18 protein-coding genes are annotated in these 22355 nt (G+C 70.8%); 5 read left to right on the top strand and 13 right to left on the bottom strand.

The window, feature by feature from the left end:
- Positions 1 to 33: 33 nt before the first annotated feature.
- From minE to BO64_RS11160, 4 genes are all read right to left on the bottom strand, one after another.
- Positions 34 to 294 carry a cell division topological specificity factor MinE gene (gene minE, locus BO64_RS11145; RefSeq protein ID WP_496403365.1) on the bottom strand — a complete coding sequence of 87 codons (261 nt, stop codon included), beginning with the start codon at positions 292 to 294 and terminating at the stop codon, positions 34 to 36.
- Positions 291 to 1112, bottom strand: coding sequence for a septum site-determining protein MinD (gene minD, locus BO64_RS11150; protein WP_496403366.1), 822 nt, complete (start codon positions 1110 to 1112; stop codon positions 291 to 293). Before minD ends, minE begins: the two co-directional genes overlap by 4 nt.
- Positions 1113 to 1125: 13 nt before the next feature.
- Positions 1126 to 1875: a septum site-determining protein MinC gene (minC, locus tag BO64_RS11155; protein ID WP_496403367.1), complete on the bottom strand. Its 750-nt coding sequence runs from the start codon at positions 1873 to 1875 to the stop codon at positions 1126 to 1128.
- Positions 1876 to 2156: 281 nt separating this feature from the next.
- Entirely contained in the window at positions 2157 to 3200 is a 1044-nt protein-coding gene (locus BO64_RS11160; protein ID WP_496403368.1) for a ribonucleotide-diphosphate reductase subunit beta, read from the bottom strand.
- Positions 3201 to 3329: 129 nt separating this feature from the next.
- Here BO64_RS11160 and BO64_RS11165 point away from each other — a divergent pair, with 129 nt between their 5' ends.
- Positions 3330 to 3986: a glutathione S-transferase family protein gene (locus BO64_RS11165; RefSeq protein WP_496403369.1), complete on the top strand. Its 657-nt coding sequence runs from the start codon at positions 3330 to 3332 to the stop codon at positions 3984 to 3986.
- On the opposite strand, the gene BO64_RS11170 is transcribed toward BO64_RS11165, so the two are convergent.
- From BO64_RS11170 to BO64_RS11185, 4 genes are all read right to left on the bottom strand, one after another.
- Complete coding sequence (locus BO64_RS11170; protein ID WP_496403370.1) at positions 3983 to 4705, bottom strand: lipid A-modifier LpxR family protein; 723 nt, start codon at positions 4703 to 4705, stop codon at positions 3983 to 3985. The genes BO64_RS11165 and BO64_RS11170 overlap by 4 nt on opposite strands.
- Positions 4706 to 4982: 277 nt before the next feature.
- Complete coding sequence (locus BO64_RS11175; RefSeq protein WP_496403371.1) at positions 4983 to 6842, bottom strand: ribonucleoside-diphosphate reductase subunit alpha; 1860 nt, start codon at positions 6840 to 6842, stop codon at positions 4983 to 4985.
- A gap of 355 nt (positions 6843 to 7197) precedes the next feature.
- Complete coding sequence (locus BO64_RS11180) at positions 7198 to 8394, bottom strand: OmpA family protein (protein ID WP_496403372.1); 1197 nt, start codon at positions 8392 to 8394, stop codon at positions 7198 to 7200.
- A gap of 559 nt (positions 8395 to 8953) precedes the next feature.
- Positions 8954 to 10762: a cation:proton antiporter domain-containing protein gene (locus BO64_RS11185; RefSeq protein WP_496403373.1), complete on the bottom strand. Its 1809-nt coding sequence runs from the start codon at positions 10760 to 10762 to the stop codon at positions 8954 to 8956.
- An 81-nt stretch (positions 10763 to 10843) separates the two neighbouring features.
- On the opposite strand from BO64_RS11185, the gene BO64_RS11190 reads away from it, so the two are divergent.
- The 4 genes from BO64_RS11190 (at position 10844) to BO64_RS11205 (ending at position 15942) form a co-directional block, all read left to right on the top strand.
- A complete protein-coding gene (locus BO64_RS11190) occupies positions 10844 to 11233 on the top strand; it encodes a hypothetical protein (RefSeq protein ID WP_496403374.1) in 390 nt (129 codons plus the stop codon).
- Between the two features lie 62 nt (positions 11234 to 11295).
- Entirely contained in the window at positions 11296 to 13353 is a 2058-nt protein-coding gene (locus BO64_RS11195; protein ID WP_496403375.1) for a TonB-dependent receptor family protein, read from the top strand.
- A complete protein-coding gene (locus tag BO64_RS11200) occupies positions 13341 to 13787 on the top strand; it encodes a copper chaperone PCu(A)C (RefSeq protein ID WP_496403376.1) in 447 nt (148 codons plus the stop codon). Before BO64_RS11195 ends, BO64_RS11200 begins: the two co-directional genes overlap by 13 nt.
- Before the next feature lie 85 nt (positions 13788 to 13872).
- The gene (locus BO64_RS11205; protein ID WP_496403377.1) at positions 13873 to 15942 is read left to right on the top strand and encodes a M13 family metallopeptidase; all 2070 of its coding nucleotides are present in this window, start codon (positions 13873 to 13875) and stop codon (positions 15940 to 15942) included.
- A 358-nt stretch (positions 15943 to 16300) separates the two neighbouring features.
- Here the strand turns inward: BO64_RS11205 and hisG are convergent, their stop codons facing one another.
- The 5 genes from hisG to BO64_RS11230 all read right to left on the bottom strand — a co-directional run bounded on the left by hisG (position 16301) and on the right by BO64_RS11230 (position 22346).
- Positions 16301 to 17269, bottom strand: coding sequence for an ATP phosphoribosyltransferase (gene hisG, locus BO64_RS11210; RefSeq protein ID WP_496403378.1), 969 nt, complete (start codon positions 17267 to 17269; stop codon positions 16301 to 16303).
- On the bottom strand, positions 17266 to 18393 hold the full coding sequence (locus tag BO64_RS11215; protein ID WP_496403379.1) for an ATP phosphoribosyltransferase regulatory subunit: 1128 nt from the start codon (positions 18391 to 18393) through the stop codon (positions 17266 to 17268). The genes hisG and BO64_RS11215 overlap by 4 nt, the downstream gene beginning before the upstream one ends.
- The gene (gene hisS / locus BO64_RS11220) at positions 18393 to 19865 is read right to left on the bottom strand and encodes a histidine--tRNA ligase (RefSeq protein WP_496403380.1); all 1473 of its coding nucleotides are present in this window, start codon (positions 19863 to 19865) and stop codon (positions 18393 to 18395) included. Before hisS ends, BO64_RS11215 begins: the two co-directional genes overlap by 1 nt.
- Before the next feature lie 265 nt (positions 19866 to 20130).
- Positions 20131 to 21714, bottom strand: coding sequence for a glucose-6-phosphate isomerase (gene pgi, locus BO64_RS11225; RefSeq protein ID WP_496403381.1), 1584 nt, complete (start codon positions 21712 to 21714; stop codon positions 20131 to 20133).
- A 20-nt stretch (positions 21715 to 21734) separates the two neighbouring features.
- Positions 21735 to 22346 (bottom strand): redoxin domain-containing protein, encoded by a 612-nt coding sequence (locus BO64_RS11230; RefSeq protein WP_496403382.1) that lies wholly within the window; start codon positions 22344 to 22346, stop codon positions 21735 to 21737.
- Between the last annotated feature and the right edge of the window lie 9 nt (positions 22347 to 22355).

Below are 22355 nucleotides of genomic sequence, written 5' to 3' on the forward strand. Positions count from 1 at the left end.
AGCCCCTGATGGAGGCCCGACCCCGCAGGGGCGCTAGCGGGCCAGGGCCTCCTCGGGCATCTCGATGTCGATCTCCAGGGTCGAGACCTGGGCGCCGCGGTCCAGCTTCACCACCACCTTGTCCTGGTCGATGGGGATGTGCTTGGCGATCACCCCCAGGATCTCCTTGTGCAGGATGGCCGCCAGGTCGGTCCCGCCGCTGGAAATCCGCTCGTGCGCCAGCAGCACCTGCAGCCGGTCACGGGCCACGGGCGCCGAGCCCCGCCCGCGGGTGAAGAAGTTCAGGAAGCTCACGCCGCGGCCCTCCGTCCGAACAAGCGGCTCATGAAGCCCTTCTTCTCCGGCTCGTGCATCCGGACGGCGATGTCCTCGCCCAGCAGCCGGCGGGCCGCATCAGCATAGGCCCGGGCCGCCGGCGAGGCCGGATTGTTCAGGGTCACCGGACAGCCGACGTTGGAGGCGGTGAGCACGTCGGGGCTTTCGGCCACCACGCCCAGCAGCGGGATGGCCAGGATCTCCAGCACGTCCTCCACCTTCATCATCTCGCCCCGGGCCGCGCGGGCCGGGTCGTAGCGGGTGAGCAGCAGGTGCTTTTCCATGGGCTCGCCGGCCTCGGCCTTGCGGGTGCGGGCGTCCAGCATGCCGATGATCCGGTCGGAGTCGCGGACCGACGAGACCTCGGGATTGGTCACCACCACCGCGGCATCCGCGAAGCGCATGGCCAGGGTGGCGCCCTTCTCGATGCCGGCCGGGCTGTCGCAGATGATCCAGTCGAAGGTCGCCCGCAGCTCTTCGATCACCTTGGCCACGCCCGCCTCGGTGAGGGCGTCCTTGTCCCGGGTCTGGGAGGCCGGCAGCAGCCACAGCCCCTCCAGCCGCTTGTCGCGGATCAGCGCCTGCGGGAGCTTGGCGTCGCCCTGAACCACATTGACGAGGTCGAACACCACCCGCCGCTCGGCCCCCATCACCAGGTCGAGGTTGCGCAGGCCCACGTCGAAATCGACCACCACCACCCGTTTGCCGGCCTGGGCCAGCGCCGCCCCCAGCGAGGCGGACGAGGTGGTCTTGCCGACCCCGCCCTTGCCGGAGGTCACGACCAACACCTTGGACATCGCCTTTGCTCCTCTAATCGATGACGGTCAGGCGGATGGCGCCGCGGTCGCACCGCACCTCCACCGGCCGGCCGTGCAGGTCCGCGCCCCAGTGGGAGCCGCCATCCTGGCTGGGGGTTCGGTAAAGCCGGTCGACGCCGACCATCTCGGCCTCCAACCGGCGGCAGAAGATCCGCGCCGCGCCGCCCGCCTTGAGGCCCGCGATCGCCCGCCCGCGGAGGGCGCCGTACACATGGATGGAGCCGCCGGCGATCACCTCTGCCCCTGAGCTCACCGCGCCGACGATGGTCACGTCGCCGTCCTCGAACACCACCGACTGGCCCGAGCGCACCGGCCCTTCGATCAGCAGCGACGAGGCCGGCGGCGGGGCGGCCCTGGCCTCCACCTCGTCCTTGGCCTCCCGGGGCAGGTCCCGCCCCTGGATGCGCGGCAGGCGCGCCCAGCGGGTGCCTTCCAGCGCCCGGGCGCTAATCCCGTCCACGCCCACGAGGCGCAGGCCCCGGGCCTCCAGGCCCTCCAGCAACAGGGGCGCCACGTCCGGCCCGGCCTGGGCCACGGCCAGGCCCAGGTCGGCCACCACGGGCCGGTCCAGGAACACGGCGCCGGCCTCGCTCAGCTGGACGTCCAGGGCCGCGAACCACGGCGTCGCCGGCAACTCGGGCGCCAGCACCAGGGCCATGAAGTTGCGCCCGCGGATGCGGAAGGATGCGGCGCGCCCGCCGTCCGCCTGGGCTGCGGCGGCGCTCCCGGTGCTGCCAGCCATCGCCTGCCTCCTCGTTCGGAAGCGCCCACCTGTGGGAAGCGTCGGCGGCCAGAACTTGGCCCAATCATGGCCATCCCCGCCCAAGATGTTTACGGAGGGTACGGCTCAGCTTGTTCAAAATTGAAATACTTGGCGCGTCAGCGCACGCCGAACGGTGCGCACAACGCAGCCGCCGTCGCACAATTCTACGAGTTCAAAATGTCAGAGACGCGCAAAGGCCTCCGCGGCCTTCGCGCTGGCGCTGCGGTCTGGACGCCCGACCTCAAGCGAGGCGCGAAAACTCACTCCGCCGGGACGTTCTCCGTAGCGCGGCGGGCCTGGAGGCGGTCGAACTCGGCCCAGACGCCGGACTCGCCATGCCATTGGCCCTTGGTGGCGGCCTTCGAGTACTCGGTGGCCCGAGCCTCGAAGAAGTTGGCGTGCTCGACGCCCGAGAGCATCGACTGCAGCCAGGGCAGCGGATTTTCCTTGATGCCGTAGACTTCCGGCAGGTGCAGTTGGCGCAGGCGCCAGTCGGCGATGAAGCGGATGTATTGCTTGATGTCGTCCGGGGTCATGCCCTGGACCTCGCCGGCCTCGAACGCCAGGTCGATGAACTTGTCCTCCAGGCCCACCACGGTCTTGCAGCAGTCGACGATGTCGTCGGCCACGGCCGGGGTCACCGCCCCGGTTTCCTTGTTGAAGGCGTGATACAGCTTGATGATGCCCTCGCAGTGCAGGCTCTCGTCCCGCACCGACCAGGACACGATCTGGCCCATGCCCTTCATCTTGTTGTGGCGCGGGAAGTTCATCAGCATCGCGAACGACGCGAACAGCTGCAGCCCCTCGGTGAAGCCGCCGAACATGGCGAGGGTCCGGCAGATGTCGGCCTCGGTGTCGACGCCGAACTGCTGCATGTAGTCGTGCTTGTCCCGCATGGCCTGGTAGTCGAGGAAGGCCGTGAACTCGGAGTCCGGCATCCCGATCGTTTCCAGCAGCAGGGCGTAGGCCGCGATGTGGACGGTCTCGATGTTCGAGAACGCCGCCAGCATCATCTTCACCTCGGTGGGTTTGAAGACGCGGGCGTAGCGCTCCATGTAGTTGTCGTTCACCTCGACGTCCGACTGGGTGAAGAACCGGAAGATCTGGGTGAGCAGGTTGCGCTCGCGGTCGTTCAGCTTGACCGCCCAGTCCTTGAGGTCCTCGCCAAGCGGCACCTCCTCCGGCATCCAGTGGACCTGCTGCTGGCGGCGCCAGAACTCGAAGGCCCAGGGATAGCGGAAGGGCTTGTAGGCGTAGGAGGGCGTGAGCAGGCCCGGCAGGGCTTTGACGTTCGAGGCGGTCACGACTTTTGATTCCCGTACGCGCGAGGAGAAGCGTTTCTTGGGGGTACGATAGGCGCCAAATCGCCCCCACATCTAGAGGCAAGTTGGCCACCGCGCCCAAGATGTTGTGAAGGAAACCGGAGGACGATCATGGCTGGCGGCTATGTGGTCTATGGCGCCGAAGGCTCCGGCTCGGTGGCCGTGGAGGCGGCCCTGACCCTCGCCGGCGCGCCCTACAGCCTGGTGGAATGGCGGGTGGGCGAGGCCGACGCCGGGCCGGAGATCGAACAGGTCAATCCCCAGCGCCAGGCCCCGGCCCTGCTGCTCCCGTCCGGCGAACTGATGACCGAGAGCGCGGCCATCCTGATCCACCTCGCCGAGGCCCACCCGGACGCCCGGCTCGGCCCGCCCGCAGGCCATCCCTTGAGGCCCCGCTTCCTCCGGTGGATGAGCTACATCTCGGCCCAGATCTACGCCCTCTACTGGATCCGCGACGACGTCCGGCGCCTGGCCGCCGACGCCGCCCATGAGCCGGTGATCCTGGAGCGCACGGCCCGGCGCATTCTCGACTGCTGGCGGATGATGGACGCCCAGGTCCGGCCCGAGGGGCGCTTCCTGCTGGGCGACGAGGCGAGCGTCCTTGACCTCTATCTGGCGGTCGTCTCGCGCTGGCGGCCGGGACGGGAGGCCTTCGAGGCGGCCGCCCCGGGCCTTGCGCCCATCGCCCGGGCCATCGACGCCCACCCGGGCCTGGCGGACCTCTGGCCCCGGCGCTTTCCCTTCGCCGGGGACGAGGCCGACGCCTAGTTCTGGGGCCGGATCGAGAAGGTGAAGGCGGCCACCGTATCGTCGCGGGTGTGCTGGCCGAAGACCATATGGTCGCCCTTCACCTCCCGGTGGATCACTCCGAACGAGCTCTGCATCTGGCCCTTGCGCCAGCCCACGCCCACCTGAGCGTCGCCCACCAGTTCGCCGGTGTCGTCGGTGGTCCAGTCGCCGCGGCGCCAGTCGCCGTCGCTGCGCAGCATGTTGAGGCCCACGGCCCGGCCGCTGGCGGCGGCGAACAGGTACCAACGGCCCTTGTCGCCATAGGCCGAGCCCTCGCGCACGCCCAGGCCCTTGAGCGCCTCCACCGCCCGCTGTTCGCGCCGCTCGCCCACCGTCAGCATGGCCCCGGCCTCGGCCGAGCCGCCGCGTGAACCCACGCCGAAGCCGGCGTGAGGCGAGATGTCGAGTTCGTACCGGCCGTCGGTGAGGTTGATCGCCCGGGGCCAGGCGCGGATCAGGCTGATGTCATAGGCCTGCGCGTCGAACTCGGCCCGGTCTCGGCCGAGCGGCAGGCCGCCGGGAGTGCGCAGCACGCCGTCCACCCGGATGCGCAGGGAGTCCACCGCCCCGCCGCTTCGGCCGAGCCGGGCAAGGCTCGTGCTGCGGCGGGCCAGGCCCTGCCGCGTGGCATAGGTTTCGCGGTCGAGGACGGCGGCGCCGGTCAGCTGGTCGGCCAGGGAACCCGCCAGAGGGCCCATCAGAGGCCCCATCAGCGGCCCCGCCGGAGGATTTTCTGGGACCGATGCCGGGCCAGGGAGCCCCTGGGCCGCGGCGGCGTTCGCCGCGCCGCACCCCAGGACGATGGCCAGAAGGACCGCTCGCCGCGCCATGCGCCACTCCCGACCCGCCGTTGGGGCGGGTCTTGAGCGGCCATAGTTTCACGATCCGCACCGAGGACAACATCAAAAGAAAGGCCGGCGTCTCCGCCGGCCTTCCCGGCCGCCTCGGGGCGGCGATCTGTCTTGAGGCCTCGGCCTACTGGCAGGCCAGGCATTCCTCGTAGTCGGTCTTGCCTTCGGCCTGGATCTCCATGGCGACGACGCCCTCGCCGCCGGCGTGGGCGGCCCTCTGCACCGACTTGGAACGCAGGTAGTAGAGCGACTTGCAGCCCCGCTCCCACGCCGTCCAGTGCAGCATGTGCAGGTCCCACTTATCCACGTCGCCGGGCAGGAAGATGTTCACCGACTGCGATTGGCAGACGTCTGGCGTCCGGTCGGCGGCCAGCTCCACCACCCAACGCTGGTCGATCTCGAAGGCGGTCTTGAAGACGTCCTTCTCGTCCTGGGTGAGGAAATCGAGGTGCTGCACCGAGCCCTCGTTCTGCAGGATCGAGTCCCACACCTGCGAGGTGTTCTTGCCCTTCTCCTCGAGCAGGCGCTCCAGGTAGGGATTCTTCACCGCGAAGGTGCCCGACAGGGTCTTGTGGCTGTAGATGTTGGCCGGGATCGGCTCGATGCCCGCGGAGGTGCCGCCGCAGATGATCGAGATCGAGGCCGTCGGCGCGATGGCGATCTTGTGGCTGAACCGCTCCATGACCCCGCGCTCGGCCGCGTCCGGGCAGGGCCCGCGCTCGGCGGCCAGGGTCCGCGAGGCCGCGTCGCACTGGCGACGCAGCGTCTTGAACAGGCGCATGTTCCAGCTCTTGGCCAGGGCGCTCTCGAAGGGCACGTTCTGCGACTGCAGGAACGAGTGGAAGCCCATCAGGCCCAGGCCCACCGAGCGCTCGCGCTGGGCGGCGTAGACCGCGTTCTTCATCTCGGGCGGCGCCCGGCGGATGAAGTCCTCCAGCACGTTGTCCAGGAAGCGCATGACGTCCTCGATGAACGTCGGGTGGTCGCGCCACTCCAGGAACTTCTCGGCGTTGACCGACGACAGGCAGCAGACCGCGGTCCGCTCGTTGCCCAGGTGGTCCTTGCCGGTGTGGAGCATGATCTCCGAGCACAGGTTCGACTGGCGCACCTTCAGGCCCAGCTCGCGCTGGTGCTGCGGCATGGCCCGGTTCACCGTGTCGGAGAAGATCAGGTAGGGCTCGCCGGTCTGCAGGCGGATCTCGAGGATCTTCTGCCACAGCGAGCGGGCGTCCACCTCGCGCATCACCTCGCCGGTCTTGGGCGAGCGCAGGGCGAACATGGCGCCGTCACGGACGGCCTCCATGAACTCGTCGGTGATCGAGATGCCGTGGTGGAGGTTCAGGCTCTTGCGGTTGAAGTCGCCCGACGGCTTCCGGATTTCGAGGAACTCCTCGATCTCGGGGTGGTGGACGTCGAGATAGACCGCCGCCGACCCGCGGCGCAGCGAGCCCTGGCTGATGGCCAGCGTCAGGCTGTCCATCACCCGGATGAAGGGGATGATGCCGCTGGTCTGGCCGGCGCCCTTCACCTTCTCGCCGATGGAACGGACGCCGCCCCAGTAGGTGCCGATGCCGCCGCCGTTGGAGGCCAGCGCGACGTTCTCGTTCCACACGCTGACGATGCCGGCGAGGTTGTCGGGCACCGCGTTCAGGAAGCACGAGATCGGCAGGCCCCGCGAGGCGCCGCCGTTGGACAGCACCGGCGTGGCCGGCATGAACCAGAGCTGCGAGATGTAGTCGTAGATCCGCTGGGCGTGGTCGGCGTCGTCGGCGAAGGCCGTCGCCACGCGCGCGAACATGTCCTGATAGCTCTCGCCGGGCAGCAGGTAGCGGTCTTCGAGGGTGGTCTTGCCGAATTCGGTCAGCAGGGCGTCGCGACTGCGGTCCACCTGGACCTTACGCACGAGTTGCAGCTGGGGCTTCGCCTGGGATGGCGCAACCCGTTCAGAAGCTTCGGCAATCCCAACCTTAGCCGCTTCGCTCATGTCCCTACCCTAGCCCTCGATTGACGGCTCATCGGCCGCCCGTGCCCTACATCTTGTGGTTCACCCCCGCGAACCAGCCCACATATGGGGACACTTGGCTAATGACTCGTCAATGAGGCGGGCCCGCCGCCCACAGCCTTTTTCGTAAACCAGTGGTTAATCTGGGCGCCCGCCCCTCGGCAGATCAATCGGTTGCCAACAGCCGTCCACAGGTCGCTCACGAGACTGTGAACAGTTTTCGACAGCGGTTCCGGGGGGCGCCAGCGCGGCCCTGTCGCCGGATGCTGAAACGGCAAAGGGCCCGGCGTCGCCGCCGGGCCCTCGCTTAGATACCGACTGTCGCCGGCGATCGAGATCAGAAGTTGATGTCGATCGTCGAACGGCGGTTGAGCGGTTCCTTCACGCCGTCGCCGGTGGCGACCGCGGGTTGGCTTTCGCCCTTCCAGTCCACCGACAGGGAGGTCTGGTTCACGCCAGCGCCCACCAGGGCGTCGGCGACGGCCTTGGCCCGACGTTCCGACAGGCGGACGTTGTAGGCGGCCGAACCCGAGGTGTCGGCGTGGCCGACGACCACGACGCGGGTGGCGTTGCCGGCCTTGGCGTAGTTTGCAGCTTCCGAAACCACCGTCTGGGCTTCCGGCGTCAGCACGTACTGATCGAACGGGAAGTAGACGATGAACTGACGGGCCTCATAGGCCGGCGCCGGCGGAGGCGGCGGGGGCGGCGGAGGCGGCGGCGGAGGCGGCGGGGGCGGCGGGGGCGGCGGCGGCGGAGCCGGCGGCGGCGCGAACGAGTACCGCAGGCCCAGGGTCACCGACGAGTCGCGGTATTCGCCGCCGAACACGCCGGGTTGCAGACCGCCGGCCGACGAGCCGGTGGAGGCGAAGTCGAGGTCCGACCCGCCGAGGTAGCGGTAGGTCAGGTCGACGTTCAGGCGATCGGTGGCGCGCCAGGCCAGACCGGCGATCAGCTGCCAGGCGAAGGCCGTGTCGTCGTCGTCGATCGTCAGGTTCTGGATGGCCGGGTTCGCCGCCGTGATGGCGTTCGGCACGTTCGAGAACTGGCCGACGGTCTCAACCGAGGTGTGGTTGATGCCGATGCCGGCGCCGATGAACGGGTTGATCGTGGAGCCCGGCAGGATGTCGTAGATGACATTGCCCATGACCGTCCACGAGGTCACGTCGCCGTCCGGCGAGTTGCAGGCCGGAGCCGCCGCCGTGCGGACGACGCCGGGGGTGCAGAGGCCGAGGACCGCCTGGTTCGAGCCGCCGCGGATCGACTCGATGTCGCCGCCGCGATAGCCGAGCTCGAGTTCGACGCGCCAGTTGTCGTTCAGCTGGTAGCCGAGACGGGCGAAGCCGGCCCAGTCATCTTCCTGATTGAAATCCCAGTTGTAGGGATTGCCGTTCGGCGCGTTGTTCGAGGAAGACATCTCGAACTCTTGCGGCCAGTGGTAGCCGAGATCGACCGCGCCATACCAGCCTTGCGCCTGGGCGGCGGATGCGGCGAACGCCGCAGCCATCGCGGCGCCTGCCAGGAGTTTCAACTTCATAATCAGAGCCCTCTCGTTGCCCTCAGGTGGTGCGGCCTATCGACCCAGCCGCGTTATAACAAGGCCGTCTGGTTGCGTAAGTGTCGCCGAAGCCACACTCCCACCCCAATCTGGCCCCCTCTCCCGGCCTTGGCAGGACGCTGGATGATCCTTCGCAATGAAGGACTCACTAACACGAGCTAATCGCGTTCCAACAGTCCCGCTGCGGACCGGGCTTCTGCCCGGTCTGCCGGAAAACCTCAAACCGAACACCTCCGTTGTTCCACAGCGAGCTTTGCCGAACGCCGGTCCAATGCTCGGGGAAGCCGTTGAGAATATTTGTGAAGTAGGGAAATCGACGCGGGCCGCCACGGCGGACGCCGGTCCGCGCTCCACGTCCGTGAATGCTGGCTCTGCGCCGGCATGATCCCCTCTTCAAGCTGCGCGCCCCAGTCGCGCCATGGCCCACAACGGCCACGCTTATGCTTGGTTCCCGACAATGAACGTGAGCTGACAAAATTTTTCCACGCCGAAATCGCGCCCAGGTTTCGGCGCCGCCCCGGGCGGCGAGCGCGGCCTGTCAGGCCTCGCCACGCGCCCTACGGAACCGCCGGGCGCGCCCGCCCATGGCGTCCGGACGGTTGAGGGCGGCGCGGAACTCGTCCCGGCGTTCGTGGATCGAGGCGATCACCAGGCCCATGGGCACGCCCATCTCCACCAGCAGGGCCTCGGAGAGCTGCAGGCTGGCCTCCACCGTCTCGGGGACGGCGTCGGTGGCCCCCAGGTCGTAGAGGCGCTGGGCGTGCCGCGCATCGCGGGCCCGGGCGACAATGGTCAGGTCCGGCCGAAGGCTCCGGGCCACCGCCACGACGGTCTCCACGCCCTCGGGATTGTCCATGGTCACCACCAGCGCCGGCGCCTCGGCCAGGCCGCAGCGCTCCAGCAGTTCGGGCCGCGAGGCGTCGCCGAAATAGATCGCCTCGCCCGCCCGGCGGCCGCGCTCCACGTGGCGCGGGTCGAGGTCGGCGCCCACCCAGGGGATCTGGTGGCGGTTGAGCATGTCGCCCACCAGCCGCCCCACCCGGCCGTAGCCGATCACCAGCACGGGGGCCGGCGGCTTGTCTTCCTCGGCGGCGGCCGGCGGCGCCTGCTCGGGATCGGTGGGCAGCTGGCCGGGCGCCACCCGTCGTCCGCCGAGGCGCAGGCCGATCATGGCCAGCAGCGGGATGCAGAACATGGAGACCGTGGCCGCCACCAGGGCGGTCTGGCCGGTGACCGGGTCGACCAGCCCGCCGCTCATGGCCTGGCCCAGGATGACGAAGGCGAATTCGCCGGCCCCGGCCAGCAGCAGGGCGGCCTCGACCGCCGACTGGCGCTTGAGCCCGAACAGCCGGGCCAGGAGGTAGATCACCGCGGTGTTGAAGACGATCATCGCCGCGGCCGCGGCCAGGATCACGCCCGGCCGCTCCAGCAGCAGGGGCACGTCCAGCTGCAGCCCCACGGAGATGAAGAAGACGCCGAGCAGCAGTCCCTTGAAGGGCTCCACCCGCACCTCGACCTCGTGACGGAATTCAGTTTCGGCCAGCAGCAGGCCGGCGATGAAGGCTCCCAGCGCCATGGACATGCCGGTGAGGGCGCTCACCAGCCCCGAGCCGATCACCACCAGCAGGCAGGCGGCGACGAACAGCTCCTCGCTCTTGGCCTTGGCTACCGAGCGCAGCATCGGCCGCAGCAGGAGACGGCCAAGGACCAGCAGGACCACGACGCCTAGCGCCGACGGCGCCAGGGACAGAAGCAGCCGCTCGGCCAGCGAGTCCTCGCCGGCGCCCCGGCCCAGGAGGGTGAGGGTGATCAGGATCGGCGCCACCGCCAGGTCCTGGAACAGCAGCACCGAGAAGGTGGCGCGCCCGGCCACCGAGTGCTGCCGCTTCTGGTCGGTCAGGATCGGCATGACGATGGCGGTGGACGACAGGGCCACCGCCGCGCCGATGGCGAAGGCCGCCGCCAAGGGCTGCCCCGCCAGCATCGCCACCCCCATGGCCGCCGACAGGCAGGTCGTCACCTGCAGGGCGCCGAGACCGAAGACGTAGCGGCGCAGCGCCCGAAGCCGCTCCCACGACAGCTCCAGGCCGATCATGAACAGGAGGAAGACGACCCCCAGCTCGGCGAGCTGCGACAGCTCCTCGGGCTTTTCGATGGTGATGGCCGAAAGCCACTCGAACTGGCGGGCGAGCGGGGCCAGGCCGCTGGGGCCGAGCAGCACCCCGGCCACCAGGAAGCCGAGGATCGGGCTGATCTTCCAGCGGCGAAATAAGGGAACCACGACCCCGGCGGTCGCAAGAAAAAGGACGACGTCCTTGTAAGCGCCGGTTTCGACGTGGCCTTCCATCCGCTCTCCTGGCTGGAGCGCGCACTATGGCGCCTCGCGGCCTCTTGCGGAATCCCGCCACGGGGCTAAAGGCCTCGCCCCGTGGAACCGCTGCCGCACCAGCCCATGAGCGCGCGCGCCGAACGCCGGGCGATGATCGCCCTGGTGGCGGTGTTCGCCCTGCTGGTTCAGGCCCTGGTCCCGTCGTTGGCGGGCGCAGCGCCCATCGGGCCGGACGTCACGGCCATCTGCACCAGCCACGGGCTGCAGGTGGTTCCCACCGGCGATGCGCCGCCCGACCCGGGCGGCGGCCATTGCGACAAGTGCGTCTGCCCGCCGACGGCGGCCCCGCCGCCGGCGCCGCTCGCGGCCGGGCTCGTGCGCCTGGCCCTCGTCCTCGACGACAGGCCCGCCGATCCCACGGCCGCGCCGCCCCCCGCCCGGGCGCCGCCACGCCCCTTCGGCCAGGGCCCGCCCGCCCCGAACGCCTGACGACCGCGTCGGCGCGCGCTCCGTCGTGCGCCTTGTCTCAGTACGTTCGGATTTTCAAGGACATGACCTTCAAGACCTGCGCCCTGCGGGGCGCGCTGATGCTGGGCGTCGCCTGGCCGCTGGCGGCGCACGCCGACGAGCCCCCGACCCGCGCCTCCGCCACCGTCGATGCGGTGATCGTCACCGCCCGTCCCAACCCCGAGGACCCGCCCGTGGTGCAGGACGCCCGCCGCCGCCTGGCCGAGACCCCCGGCGGCGTCTCGGTGATCAGCCAGGAAAGCTTCCAGCGGCGGTTCGCCGTGGCCCTGGACGACATGCTGCGGGACGCCCCCGGCGTCTATGCCCAGAAGAAGTGGGGCGGCGACATCCGCCTCTCGATCCGCGGCTCGGGGATCGGCAACGCCAACCACAACCGCGGCCTCCTCATCGCCCAGGACGGCGTGCCCCTGAACGAGGCCGATGGCTATGGCGACAGCCAGGTGGCCGATCCGCTGAACACCCGCTTCGTGGAGGTCTGGCGCGGGGGCAACGCCCTGCGCTTCGGCGGCGCGCTGCTGGGCGGGGCGGTGAACATGGCGACGCCCACGGGTCGCACCGCCGGCTTCGAGGCCAAGGCCCGACTGGACGGCGGCAGCTTCGGCCTGCTGCGCGAGCACCTGGCCCTCGCCCGGGTCCACGGCGCCTGGGACATCTACGCCTCGGCCACCAACCAGACCGGCCAGGGCTGGCGCCCGCAGAGCCAGCAGAACATCCAGTTCGGGACCCTCAACGTCGGGCGCAGCTTCGGCGAGGACCGCGAGGTGCGGTTCATCCTCAACGGCTCGAACATCAAGCAGGAGATTCCCGGCGCGCTCACCCGGGCTCAGTTCGACGCCGATCCCGGGCAGGCGGCGGCGGGCAACTACGCCAACGACCAGGCGCGGGACCAGCGGGGCCTGCGCGGCTCGCTGCGCACCACCTGGCGGCTGAACGAAGCCGCCGTCTTCGAGGGCGCGGTCTATGGGGTCTGGAAGGACCTGGACCATCCGATCTTCCAGGTCATCGACCAGGAGAGCCGCAACTGGGGCGCCTTCGGCCGGCTGGACTGGCAGGGCGAGGTGGCCGGCCGCCGGGCCGACGCCTTCGCCGGTCTCTGGCTGCGCACCGGCGACCTGGACTCCAACTTCTACGTCAATCTGAAGGGCGCCCGGGGCGCGCCCACGTCCCGCACCCAGCAGAACGCCCAGGCCCTGGACCTGTTCGGCGAGGGGCGGCTGTTCGTCACCCACGGCCTGGCCCTGGTGGGCGGGGCCGCCTGGGGCTGGACCGAGCGCGACTATCGTCAGTTCGCCATCCCCGGCCAGCCCGCCACCTTCGACCTTCAAGCTTCTCGGGAATACGACTGGTTCGCCCCGCGGGTGGGCCTCCTCTGGGAAGGCGCAAACGGCGTCCAGGCCTTCGCCAACCTGACCCGCTCGGTGGAACCGCCGAACCACGGCTCCCTGTCGCCCACCGGCGAGGGCTTTGCCCCCGTGCGGCCCCAGGAAGCCTGGACAGCCGAGATCGGCACGCGCGGCCGGGCGGGCTCTGTCCTGTGGGACCTCGCCTACTACCGCGCCCGCCTGGACGGGGAGATGCTGCAGTTCGCCGTCAGCGCCGACCGCCCGGCCGCCACCTTCAACGCCGACCGGACGATCCACCAGGGGATCGAGGCCGCCGTGGACTGGCAGGCGACCCCCGAGCTTCGCCTCCGGCAGACTTGGACCTGGTCGGACTTCCGCTTCGACGGCGACCGCGACTACGGCGACAACCGCCTGCCCATCGTTCCGAAGCACCTGTACCGGGCCGAGTTGCGCTACGAGCACCCGGCGGGCTGGTGGATCGCCCCGTCGCTGGAATGGTCCTCGAAAATCTGGGTGGACTATGTGAACAGCACCCGGACGCCGTCCTACGCCGTCTGGAACCTTGGCGCGGGCTGGCGGGCCAGCGACCGGCTGTCGCTCTTCCTGGATGTCCGCAACCTGGCCGACAAGGCCTATATCTCCAACGTACAGGCGCAGGTCGCGGCCACGGCCGCCAGCGCCGCCTACTGGCCCGGCGACGGGCGTTCCGTGTTCGGAGGCGTCACATGGACCTACTGAAGATCGGCCTCGCCGCCGGCGTCGTGCTGGGGACGGCGGGGCCCGCCGTGGCCGCCCCGCAGGTGAGCGCCGCCTGGAGCCGCCCGGCCGCCGCCGGGACCACAGGCGCGGGGTTCATGACCCTGGCCAATCCCGGCAAGGCGGCGGACGCGCTGGTGGCTGTGGAAAGCCCCGCCGCCCGGGCCGTGGAAATCCACCGCTCCACCATGAGCGGCGGCGTCAGCTCGATGCAGCGGCTGAACCGCGTGGACCTGCCCCCCGGCGGCCGGGTGCAGTTCGTCCCGGGCGGACATCACCTGATGTTCATGGGGCTCAAGACCGCCCTGAAGACCGGGGACCGGCTGCCGGCCACCCTGGTCTTCGCCAGCGGGGCGCGGGTGAAGGCCGACTTCGAGGTGCGGGTCTCGCCGCCCGCGACCGCCCATCACCATTGATCTTCCTGACGAAAATGTAACGAGCGTGACGGCGGCGGCCCCGGCAAAGGTCGCCGCCAATTGCGTCATACGGAAAGCACCGCCCATGAAGACCGCCTGGCTGGCCGCCGCCTGCGCCGCCGCCCTCGCCATCGCCGCCCAGCCCGCCCTCGCCGCCGATGCGGCGGCCGCCAACGCCCCCGCGCCCAAGGACCTGACCAAGGCTCCGCGGATGGGGACCTGGGGCTTCGACCTGGCCGGCCGCGACACCTCGGTCAGCCCGGGCCAGAGCTTTTTCGCCTACGCCAACGGCGGCTACATGAAGCAGCTTGAGATCCCGGCCGATCGCTCCACCTGGGGCGCCTTCAACGCCCTGGACGAGCTGTCCCGCGAGCGGATGCGGGCGGTGGTCGAGAAGGCTGCGGCCGACGCCAAGGCCGCAGGCGCCCAGGCCCAGGTGGGCGCCTTCTACCGCAGCTTCATGGACGAGGCCCGGGTGAACGCCCTGGGCGCCCAGCCCCTGGCCGCGGACCTTGCCCGGGTGCGCGCCGCCCGCACCCACGCCGACCTCGCCCGGCTGATGGGCGAGAGCGCCAAGGGCTTCGGCAGCTCGGTCTTCTCCGCCTATGTCTATGACGACGCCAAGGACCCGCTGAAATACACGGTCTATCTCGGCCAGGCCGGGCTCGGCATGCCCGACCGCGACTACTACCTGGCGGACCGCTTCGCGCCGCAGAAGGCCGCCTACGAGGCCTATGTGGCCCGGATGCTGACCCTGGCCGGCTGGCCCGACGCCGAGGCCCAGGCCAAGGCCATCCTCGCCATGGAGACCAGGATCGCCGAGGTCTCCTGGACCCGGGCCGAGCGCCGAGACGACGACAAGACCTACAACCCCTATGAGGTTGCCAAGCTCGCCGAGCTCGCCCCCGGCTTCGACTGGAACGCCTTCCTGGCCGGCGCCGACCTGTCGGCCGCCAGGCGGGTGGTGGTGGCCGAGAACACGGCCTTCCCGAAGATCGCCGAGATCTACGCCCAGACGCCGGTGGAGACCCTGAAGGCCTGGCTCGCCTTCACCGTGGCCGACCAGGCCGCGCCCTATCTCTCGGACGCCTTCGCCGACGCCCGCTTCGAGTTCCGCTCCAAGACCCTGTCGGGGGTTCCGGCCCAGCTGCCGCGCTGGAAGCGGGGCGTCACCGCCGTCGACACCTTCCTCGGCGAAGCCCTGGGCAAGCTCTACGTCGAGGCCTACTTCCCGGCCGACAGCAAGGCCAAGATGGAGGCCCTGGTCGCCGACCTGAAGACGGCCATGGCCGCGCGCATCGACAGGCTCGACTGGATGAGCCCGGCCACCAAGGCCAAGGCGCATGAGAAGCTGGCCAAGTTCCGGGTGAAGATCGGCTATCCCGACGCCTGGCGCGACTACGCCGGCCTCGAGATCAAGGAGGGCGACCTCTACGGCAATGTGCAGCGGGCCATCGCCTTCGACTGGGCCCGGGTCGCGGGCCGGCTGAATCAGCCGGTGGACCGCGACGAGTGGGAAATGACCCCGCCCACCATCAACGCCTACTACTCGCCCACCAAGAACGAGATCGTGTTCCCGGCCGCCATCCTGCAGCCGCCGTTCTTCGATCCCGAGGGCGACCCGGCCATCAACTACGGGGCCATCGGCGGCGTCATCGGCCACGAGATCACCCACGGCTTCGACGACCAGGGCCGCAAGTCCGACGGCGACGGCCGGCTCACCGACTGGTGGACCGCCGAGGACGCGGCCAAGTTCCAGGCCCAGGCCGCCCGGCTCGGCAAGCAGTACGAGGCCCTGGAGATCCTGCCGGGCGCCCACATCAACGGCGAGCTGACCATGGGCGAGAACATCGCCGACCTGGGCGGCCTGCTGCTGGCCCTCGACGCCTATCACCTGTCGCTGAAGGGCAAGACGCCGCCCGTTCTGGACGGCCTCACGGGCGACCAGCGCGTGTTCCTCGGCTGGGCCCAGGTCTGGCGGGCCAAGTACCGGGAGGACTTCATGAAACAGATCCTGGTGTCGGACCCGCACTCGCCGCCCCAGGCTCGGGTGGACGTTCCCATGCGGAACATCGACGCCTTCTACCAGGCGTTCGGCGTGAAGCCGGGCGAGGCCATGTACATCCCGCCGGAGCAGCGCGTCCGCATCTGGTAGGGCGCAGAACCCGCCCTCCCCGCCACGGGGAGGGCGATTCCGATCGACGCGATCAGGAAAGCCCCGCAGCCGCGGGACGGCGTCACGCTCGGCGATACAGATTTTGACTTATTCGTCAAAATTTGACCGAGGCTGAAAAAAGTTCGGCCCGCTGAGGGGGATAATCTCAGCGGGCCGTCTTGAGCAGTCGCTCTGATTGAGCGGGCGTTTCCTCCCCGAAACGCCGGAGACCTTAGGACTAGCGCCGTCATGTCTCTCGCCCCATGACAGAACGGCAATTTTCAGCGCGAGTCAACGGCGCAACGCCGCTTAGCTGCACTGCGCGATCAGAATTTCGCGATCACCATGATTTTGCCGCCTAATTTTTGACCGAGGAGTCAAAAACACTCGCCTTCAGGATGTCGAAAGCCGGGCAGCTCACGTCGAACACGAATTCGGGCCGGACGGCGGTGACCGGGCCGAGCCCCGCGGCGGTCAGGGCCTGAGCGGCGTTGGCGATCTGATTCACCTCCGCCAGCAGCCCGCCGGGACGCCGGGACGCGCCCCGGGCGACCAGCTCGTCCACCACCGCCGATTCGGCGGCGTCGCCCCGGGCCGGCCAGCTCAGGGTGGCCGAGCGCAGGGCCGCCGCACGCCCTTCAACGCCCCGCAGCAGACGCTCGGCGGCGGCCAGGGCCACCTCGCTCCAGGGCGCCCGCAGGCTGGCGGCCAGCTGCGCCTGGCTCTTCAGGATCACTCCGTCGGTCAGCACCTTCAGGCCGTTGGCGGCCAGGGTCGCCCCGGTGGTGGTGATGTCCACCACCAGCTCGGCCGAACCCGCCGCCGGCGCTCCCTCGGTGGCGCCGCTCGATTCCACGATCCGGTAGTCCGCCACCCCGTGCCGGGCGAAGAACGCCCGGGTCTGGGACAGGTATTTGGTGGCCACCCGCATCCGCCGACCGGTGCGGGCGAGATATTCGGCCGCCACCTCCTCGAGGTCGGCCATGGTGTCCACGTCCAGCCAGCTGCGGGGCGCGGCCACGACGAGATCGGCCCGCCCGAAGCCCAGGGCCTTCAACAGCAGGACGCGGGCGCCGAGGTCCTCGCCGCGCTCGCGCAGCAGGTCCTCGCCGGTGACGCCCAGATGGACCTCGCCGGCGTCCAGAGCCTCGGCGATGTCCCCTGCCGACAGCAGCCGCACCTGGGCGCCCGCCAGGCCCTTGAGGCTGGCCATGTAGCCGCGGCTTCCGCCCGAGACGGACAGCGGCAGGCCGCTGTCGGCCAGCCAGGCCTCCACCTGTTCCTTCAGTCGCCCCTTGGAGGGGATCGCGATGATCAGCTCGCTCATTGCTCGCCCCCCTTCCAGGCGCGCCACGGCCGCACCATGCAGCCCACGGCCCCGCCGCCTGCGCCGCCCAGGCGGCTCAACAGCCCGTCGTACCGTCCGCCCACCGCCACCGGCCGGTCAGGGCCGAGGGCGGCGCTCACCACCTCGAAGGTCAGGCCGTCGTAGTAGTCGAAGGCGTGCCCCAGGGCCGGGGCGAACGACATCCGGTGCGGGTCCGCCACCCTGGCGAGGGCGCCCAGACGCGCGGCCCAGCCCTCCAGGGCGGCCTTCAGCGCCGCGTTCCCCCGCCCGGCCAGCTCGCCCACCTGGGCCAGGGCCGCGTCGGGGGCGTCGTCGATGGCCATGAAGGCCCGGATGGCGGCCGCCTGGCCCTCGGTCAGGGCCGGGGCCGAGGCCGCCTCGGCCTTGCGGACCAGCCGCGCGGCGATCTCGGCGGGCCCGCGCCCGCCCACCGGCTGCACGCCGGCGAGGCTCCACACCTCCTCCAGCAGGGCGCCGGCCTGGGCCTCGGTGAGGCCCGAGAGGATGTTCGCCAGGCTGCCGCCCTGCCCGCCGGCCGCCTCGCCCACCCGCGACAGCTCGGCCTGCAGCAGGCGCGGCCGGCCGGCCACGCGCTTCAGCCGGGCGGCCAGGGCGTCGGCCAGGGACAGGCTCTCGATGAACGGCCCGAACAGGCCGACGTCGCCCAGGCGCAGGGTCAGGTCCGAACGCCCGCCCGCCGCCGCCGCGCGCCAGGCGAGGCCCGCGATCTCGGCGTCGGCGGCCGCCGTGTCGCCGCCGGGCGGGGAGAACAGCTCCAGCCCCACCTGCAGGAACTCTTCCGGCCGCTCGGCGCCGGCCGACGCCCGGAAGGCGGCGCCCTGATAGACGTAGCGGCCCTCGGCGGCGCCCGCCTCGATGTGCTGGCGCGCGATGGCCACGGTGAAGTCCGGGCGCAGGCACGCCTCGGCCCCGCCCTCGGCCTGGACCACGAACAGCCGGGCGCGCATGGCCTCGCCGGCCAGGTCCAGCAGCAGGTTCAGCGGCTGCAGCAGCGGCGCGTCGGCCGGCGTCGCGCCGGCGGCGTCCAGGGGCGCGCGGATGGCGGCGAGGGCCTCCGCCGGCACCGGCGGTTCGACCCGCATCAGCTGGCCTCCAGGATGCGGCGCAGGGCGGGGATCAGCTCGGCGCGCGGCAGGGTCTGCTGACCCGGCCGCTGCTCGCGCCAGGCTGCGTTGTCGGCGACCTTGCTGGCCAGTTCGCGGCCGAGGTCGAGGTCCTTCACCGTCACCGTGCCGGCGGCGAGCTCGTCCTCGCCGACGATGACCGCCGCGGGCGACAGGCGCCGGTCGGCGTACTTCATCTGCGCCTTCATCCCGGACTGGCCGAGATAGACCTCGGCCGGAATGCCGGCCGCGCGGATTTCCCCGGCCAGGGCGAAGTAGTCGGCCATCCGGGCCTGGTCGAAGGCGATCACCACCACCGGGCCGCGCACGGCCTGGGCGGCGTCGCGGCCTGCGGCGCGCAGGGCCGCGGCCAGACGCGAGACCCCGAACGAGAAGCCGGTGGCCGGCGTCCGCTCCCCCGTGAACCGGGCCACCAGGTCGTCATAGCGGCCGCCGCCGCCGATGGAGCCGAACGTCACCTTCTGGCCCTTGTCGTCCGTGGTGGCGAGCAGCAGCTCGGCCTCGAACACCGCGCCCGTGTAGTACTCCAGGCCCCGCACCACCGAGGGATCGACGATGGCCCGGTCGGGACCGACGCCCAGGGCGGTGAGGGCCGCATCGATGGCCGCCAGCTCCGCCAGCCCCTCGTCGCCCTCGGCCGAGCCGCCGACCACGTCCGCGAGCTTGGCGAGGGTCTCGGACCGGCCGCCCACGCCCGCGGCGGTGAAGGCCAGCACCCGGTCGGCCGCGGTCGCGTTCAGCCCCGCGCCCTTGGTGAAGGCGCCGGACTCGTCCAGCCGCCCCTCGCCCAGCAGCAGCCGCACGCCCTCGGCGCCCAGGCGGTCCAGCTTGTCGACCGCCCGCAGCACCGCCAGCTTCTGGGCCTCGTCGGTGACCCCCGCCGTGGCCATCAGGCCGTTCAGCAGCTTGCGGTTGTTGATCTTGATGAGCGCGGAACCCGCCGGCAGGCCGGCAGCCTCCAGCCCCTGCACGGCCATGGCGATGATCTCCGCGTCGGCCTCGGGGCGGGCCGAGCCCACCGTGTCGGCGTCGCACTGCACGAACTCGCGGAAGCGGCCCGGCCCCGGCTTCTCGTTGCGCCACACCGGTCCGTAGGCGTAGCGGCGGAAAGGCTTGGGCAGGGTCTCCCAGTTCTGGGCGGCGAAGCGGGCCAGGGGCGCGGTCAGGTCGTAGCGCAGCGCCATCCACTGGTCGTCGTCGTCCTGCAGGGCGAAGACGCCCTCGTTCGGCCGGTCGGCGTCAGGCAGGAACTTGCCCAGGGCGTCGGCATATTCGAACGCCCCGGTCTCCAGCGGCTCGAAGCCCCATCGCTCATAGACCCCCGACACGGCGGCCAGGATCCGCCGCTCGGCGACGACGTCACGGGCGCGGCGATCGACGAACCCGCGGGGCGTGCGGGCTTCAGGGCGTTGGGGAGCATCGCTGGACATGCCGGGCCGCTTACCGGCTGCGGCGTCCGGGCTCAAGGAAGCATCGGAAGGAAGGTCGCTCATCGTCGTCTCTCGGAAGGTCTGAGGGACGGACGGCGCTTGCTGCTGAAGAACCAAGCCCCGTCCGCTTCGGCGGGGCTTCGGGGCGTCGCGTCAGGCCGCGCGACCGCCGTCCGAACCCGCCGGGGTCGGATGGTGGTGGCGGCCGTGATGGTGCGCGGAACGCGTCATGACGGGGGGCCTATAGCCGAGGCCTTGGCGCGAGTCACCCGCCGGAGGCGCGAGGCGCCCCCTTGAGCCGGGCGATCAGCGCGCGGGTCGAGGGATCATGCGGATGGTCGGCCCGCCCCTCCAGATCCTCAAGGATGCGGGCGGCCAGGGTCTTGCCCAGCTCCACGCCCCACTGGTCGAAGCTGTTGATCCCCCACAGCACGCCCTCCACGAAGGTCTTGTGCTCATAGAGGGCGATGAGGGCGCCGAGGGCCTCGGGGGTGAGCGCCTCCAGAAGCAGGAAGCTGGTCGGACGGTTCCCCGGGAAGCGCCGCTGGGGATCCTCGGGCATGGGCCGGCCCACCATCAGCGCCTCGGCCTGGGCGATGGCGTTGGCCAGGAGCTTGCGCTGCGCCGCCGGGTCGCCCTCCGAGCCCTCGGCTACGGCGACGATGTCCACCGGGATGACCTCGGTCCCCTGGTGCAGGAGCTGGAAGAAGGCGTGCTGGCCGTTGGTGCCTGCCTCGCCGAACACGGCGGCGGCGGTGGGCTGCGGCGCGGGCCGGCCGTCCGCCGTCACCTGCTTGCCGTTGGACTCCATCTCCAGCTGCTGCAGGAACGGCGCAAGCAGGCGCAGCCGCTGGGCGTAGGGCACGACCGCCCGGACGGGGCGGCCGAGGCCGTTTCGGTTAAACACATGGGCCAGGGCCAGCATCACCGGGGCGTTGCGCTCCAGCGGCGCCGCCTGGAAATGGGCGTCCATGGCCGCGGCCCCCGCGTGCAGCCGCTCGAAGACCTCGTAGCCCAGGGCGACGGCGCAGGAGAGGCCCACCGCCGACCACAGCGAGTAGCGGCCGCCCACCCAGTCCCAGAAGCCGAACACCTGATCGTCGGGCGCGCCGAACGCCCTGGCCTTGTCGGGCGCGGCGGAGACGGCCACCAGATGCGCGTCTGACGCCGGCCCCAGCGCGTCCCGCAGCCAGGCCCGCGCCGCCTCGGCGTTGGTCAGGGTCTCCAGGGTGGTGAAGGTCTTGGAGACGGTGACCACCAGGGTCTCGGCCGGATCGAGGCCAGTGAGCGTCTGGGCCAGTTCATTGGGATCGACATTGGCGACGAAGCGCAGGTCGATCTGCGGCGCCAGCGGCTTCAGCGCCTCCCACACCAGCCGCGGCCCGAGGTCCGAGCCGCCGATGCCGATGTGGACGACGGCGCGGAACGGCTTGCCGGTGGCTCCCGTCTTCCGGCCCGAACGCACGGCCTCGACGAAGGCGCGCATCCGGGCCCGGGCAGCCTCGACTTCCCGCGAGACCGGCCGGCCCGCCGCCCGGAAGTCGGCCCCGTCCGGCGCCCGCAGCGCCATGTGCAGGGCCGGACGCTGCTCGGAGGCGTTGACGATTTCCCCGGCGAACAGGCGGTCGCGGGCGGCCTCGATCCCGGCGGCGCGGGCGAGGTCAAGGGCGGCCGCGAGGCCCGCCTCGTCCCACGGCTGCTTGGCCAGGTCGAGCACTAGGCCCGCCGCCTCCAGCGTCAGCCGCGCCAGCCGGTCGGGTTCGGCCTCGAACAGGCTCGCGATCGGTCGTGCGGCGGCGGCTTCGGCGGCCCGGGTCAGGGCGCGCCAGGCGGCGGCGGTGTCGGTCAAGGTCCCCTCGAGGGCAGCGGTCAGTCGGCGGAGGCGTACTTAACGCTGCAGCCGTAGGGCTTGGTTGCGGCCTGGGCCACGGCGCGGCCCGCCTTCACATCGGCCAGGGCCGCGAGCACATAGTTCTTGGCGCCCTTCAGGCTGGCCGGATCGGCGGTGGGCTTGTCGTCGATGCCGCCCATGTAGACCAGGGTCCCGGCCTTATCGACAATGTACATATGCGGGGTGGTCTTGGCGTCATAGGCCCGGCCGACCTTGCCGTCTGGGTCGAGCAGGATCGCCGTCGGGGCGGCCTTGACCTTGGCCTTCCAGGCCTTGGCCTCGGCGGGCTCCTTGTAGCCCTGGGTGCCCGGAGCCGAGGAGATGATGGTCAGCCAGACGGCCCCGTCCTTGGCCGCCTGCCGCTGCAGGCCCTGCATGTTGCCCGAGTTGTAGTGCTTCTGGACGTAAGGGCAGCCCTCGTTGGTCCATTCCAGGACCACGGTCTTGCCCTTGAACTCGGCGAGCGAGCGGGTCTTGCCGTCGGCGTCCTTCACCTGGAAGGCCGGGGCCGGCTGGCCGATCACGGGGGCCGCGAAGGCCGGAGCCGAGATGGCGACGACGCTGGCGGCGATGGCGAAAGCTCGGAACATGGGACGGCT

This window comes from Phenylobacterium composti DSM 19425, from assembly GCF_059568645.1.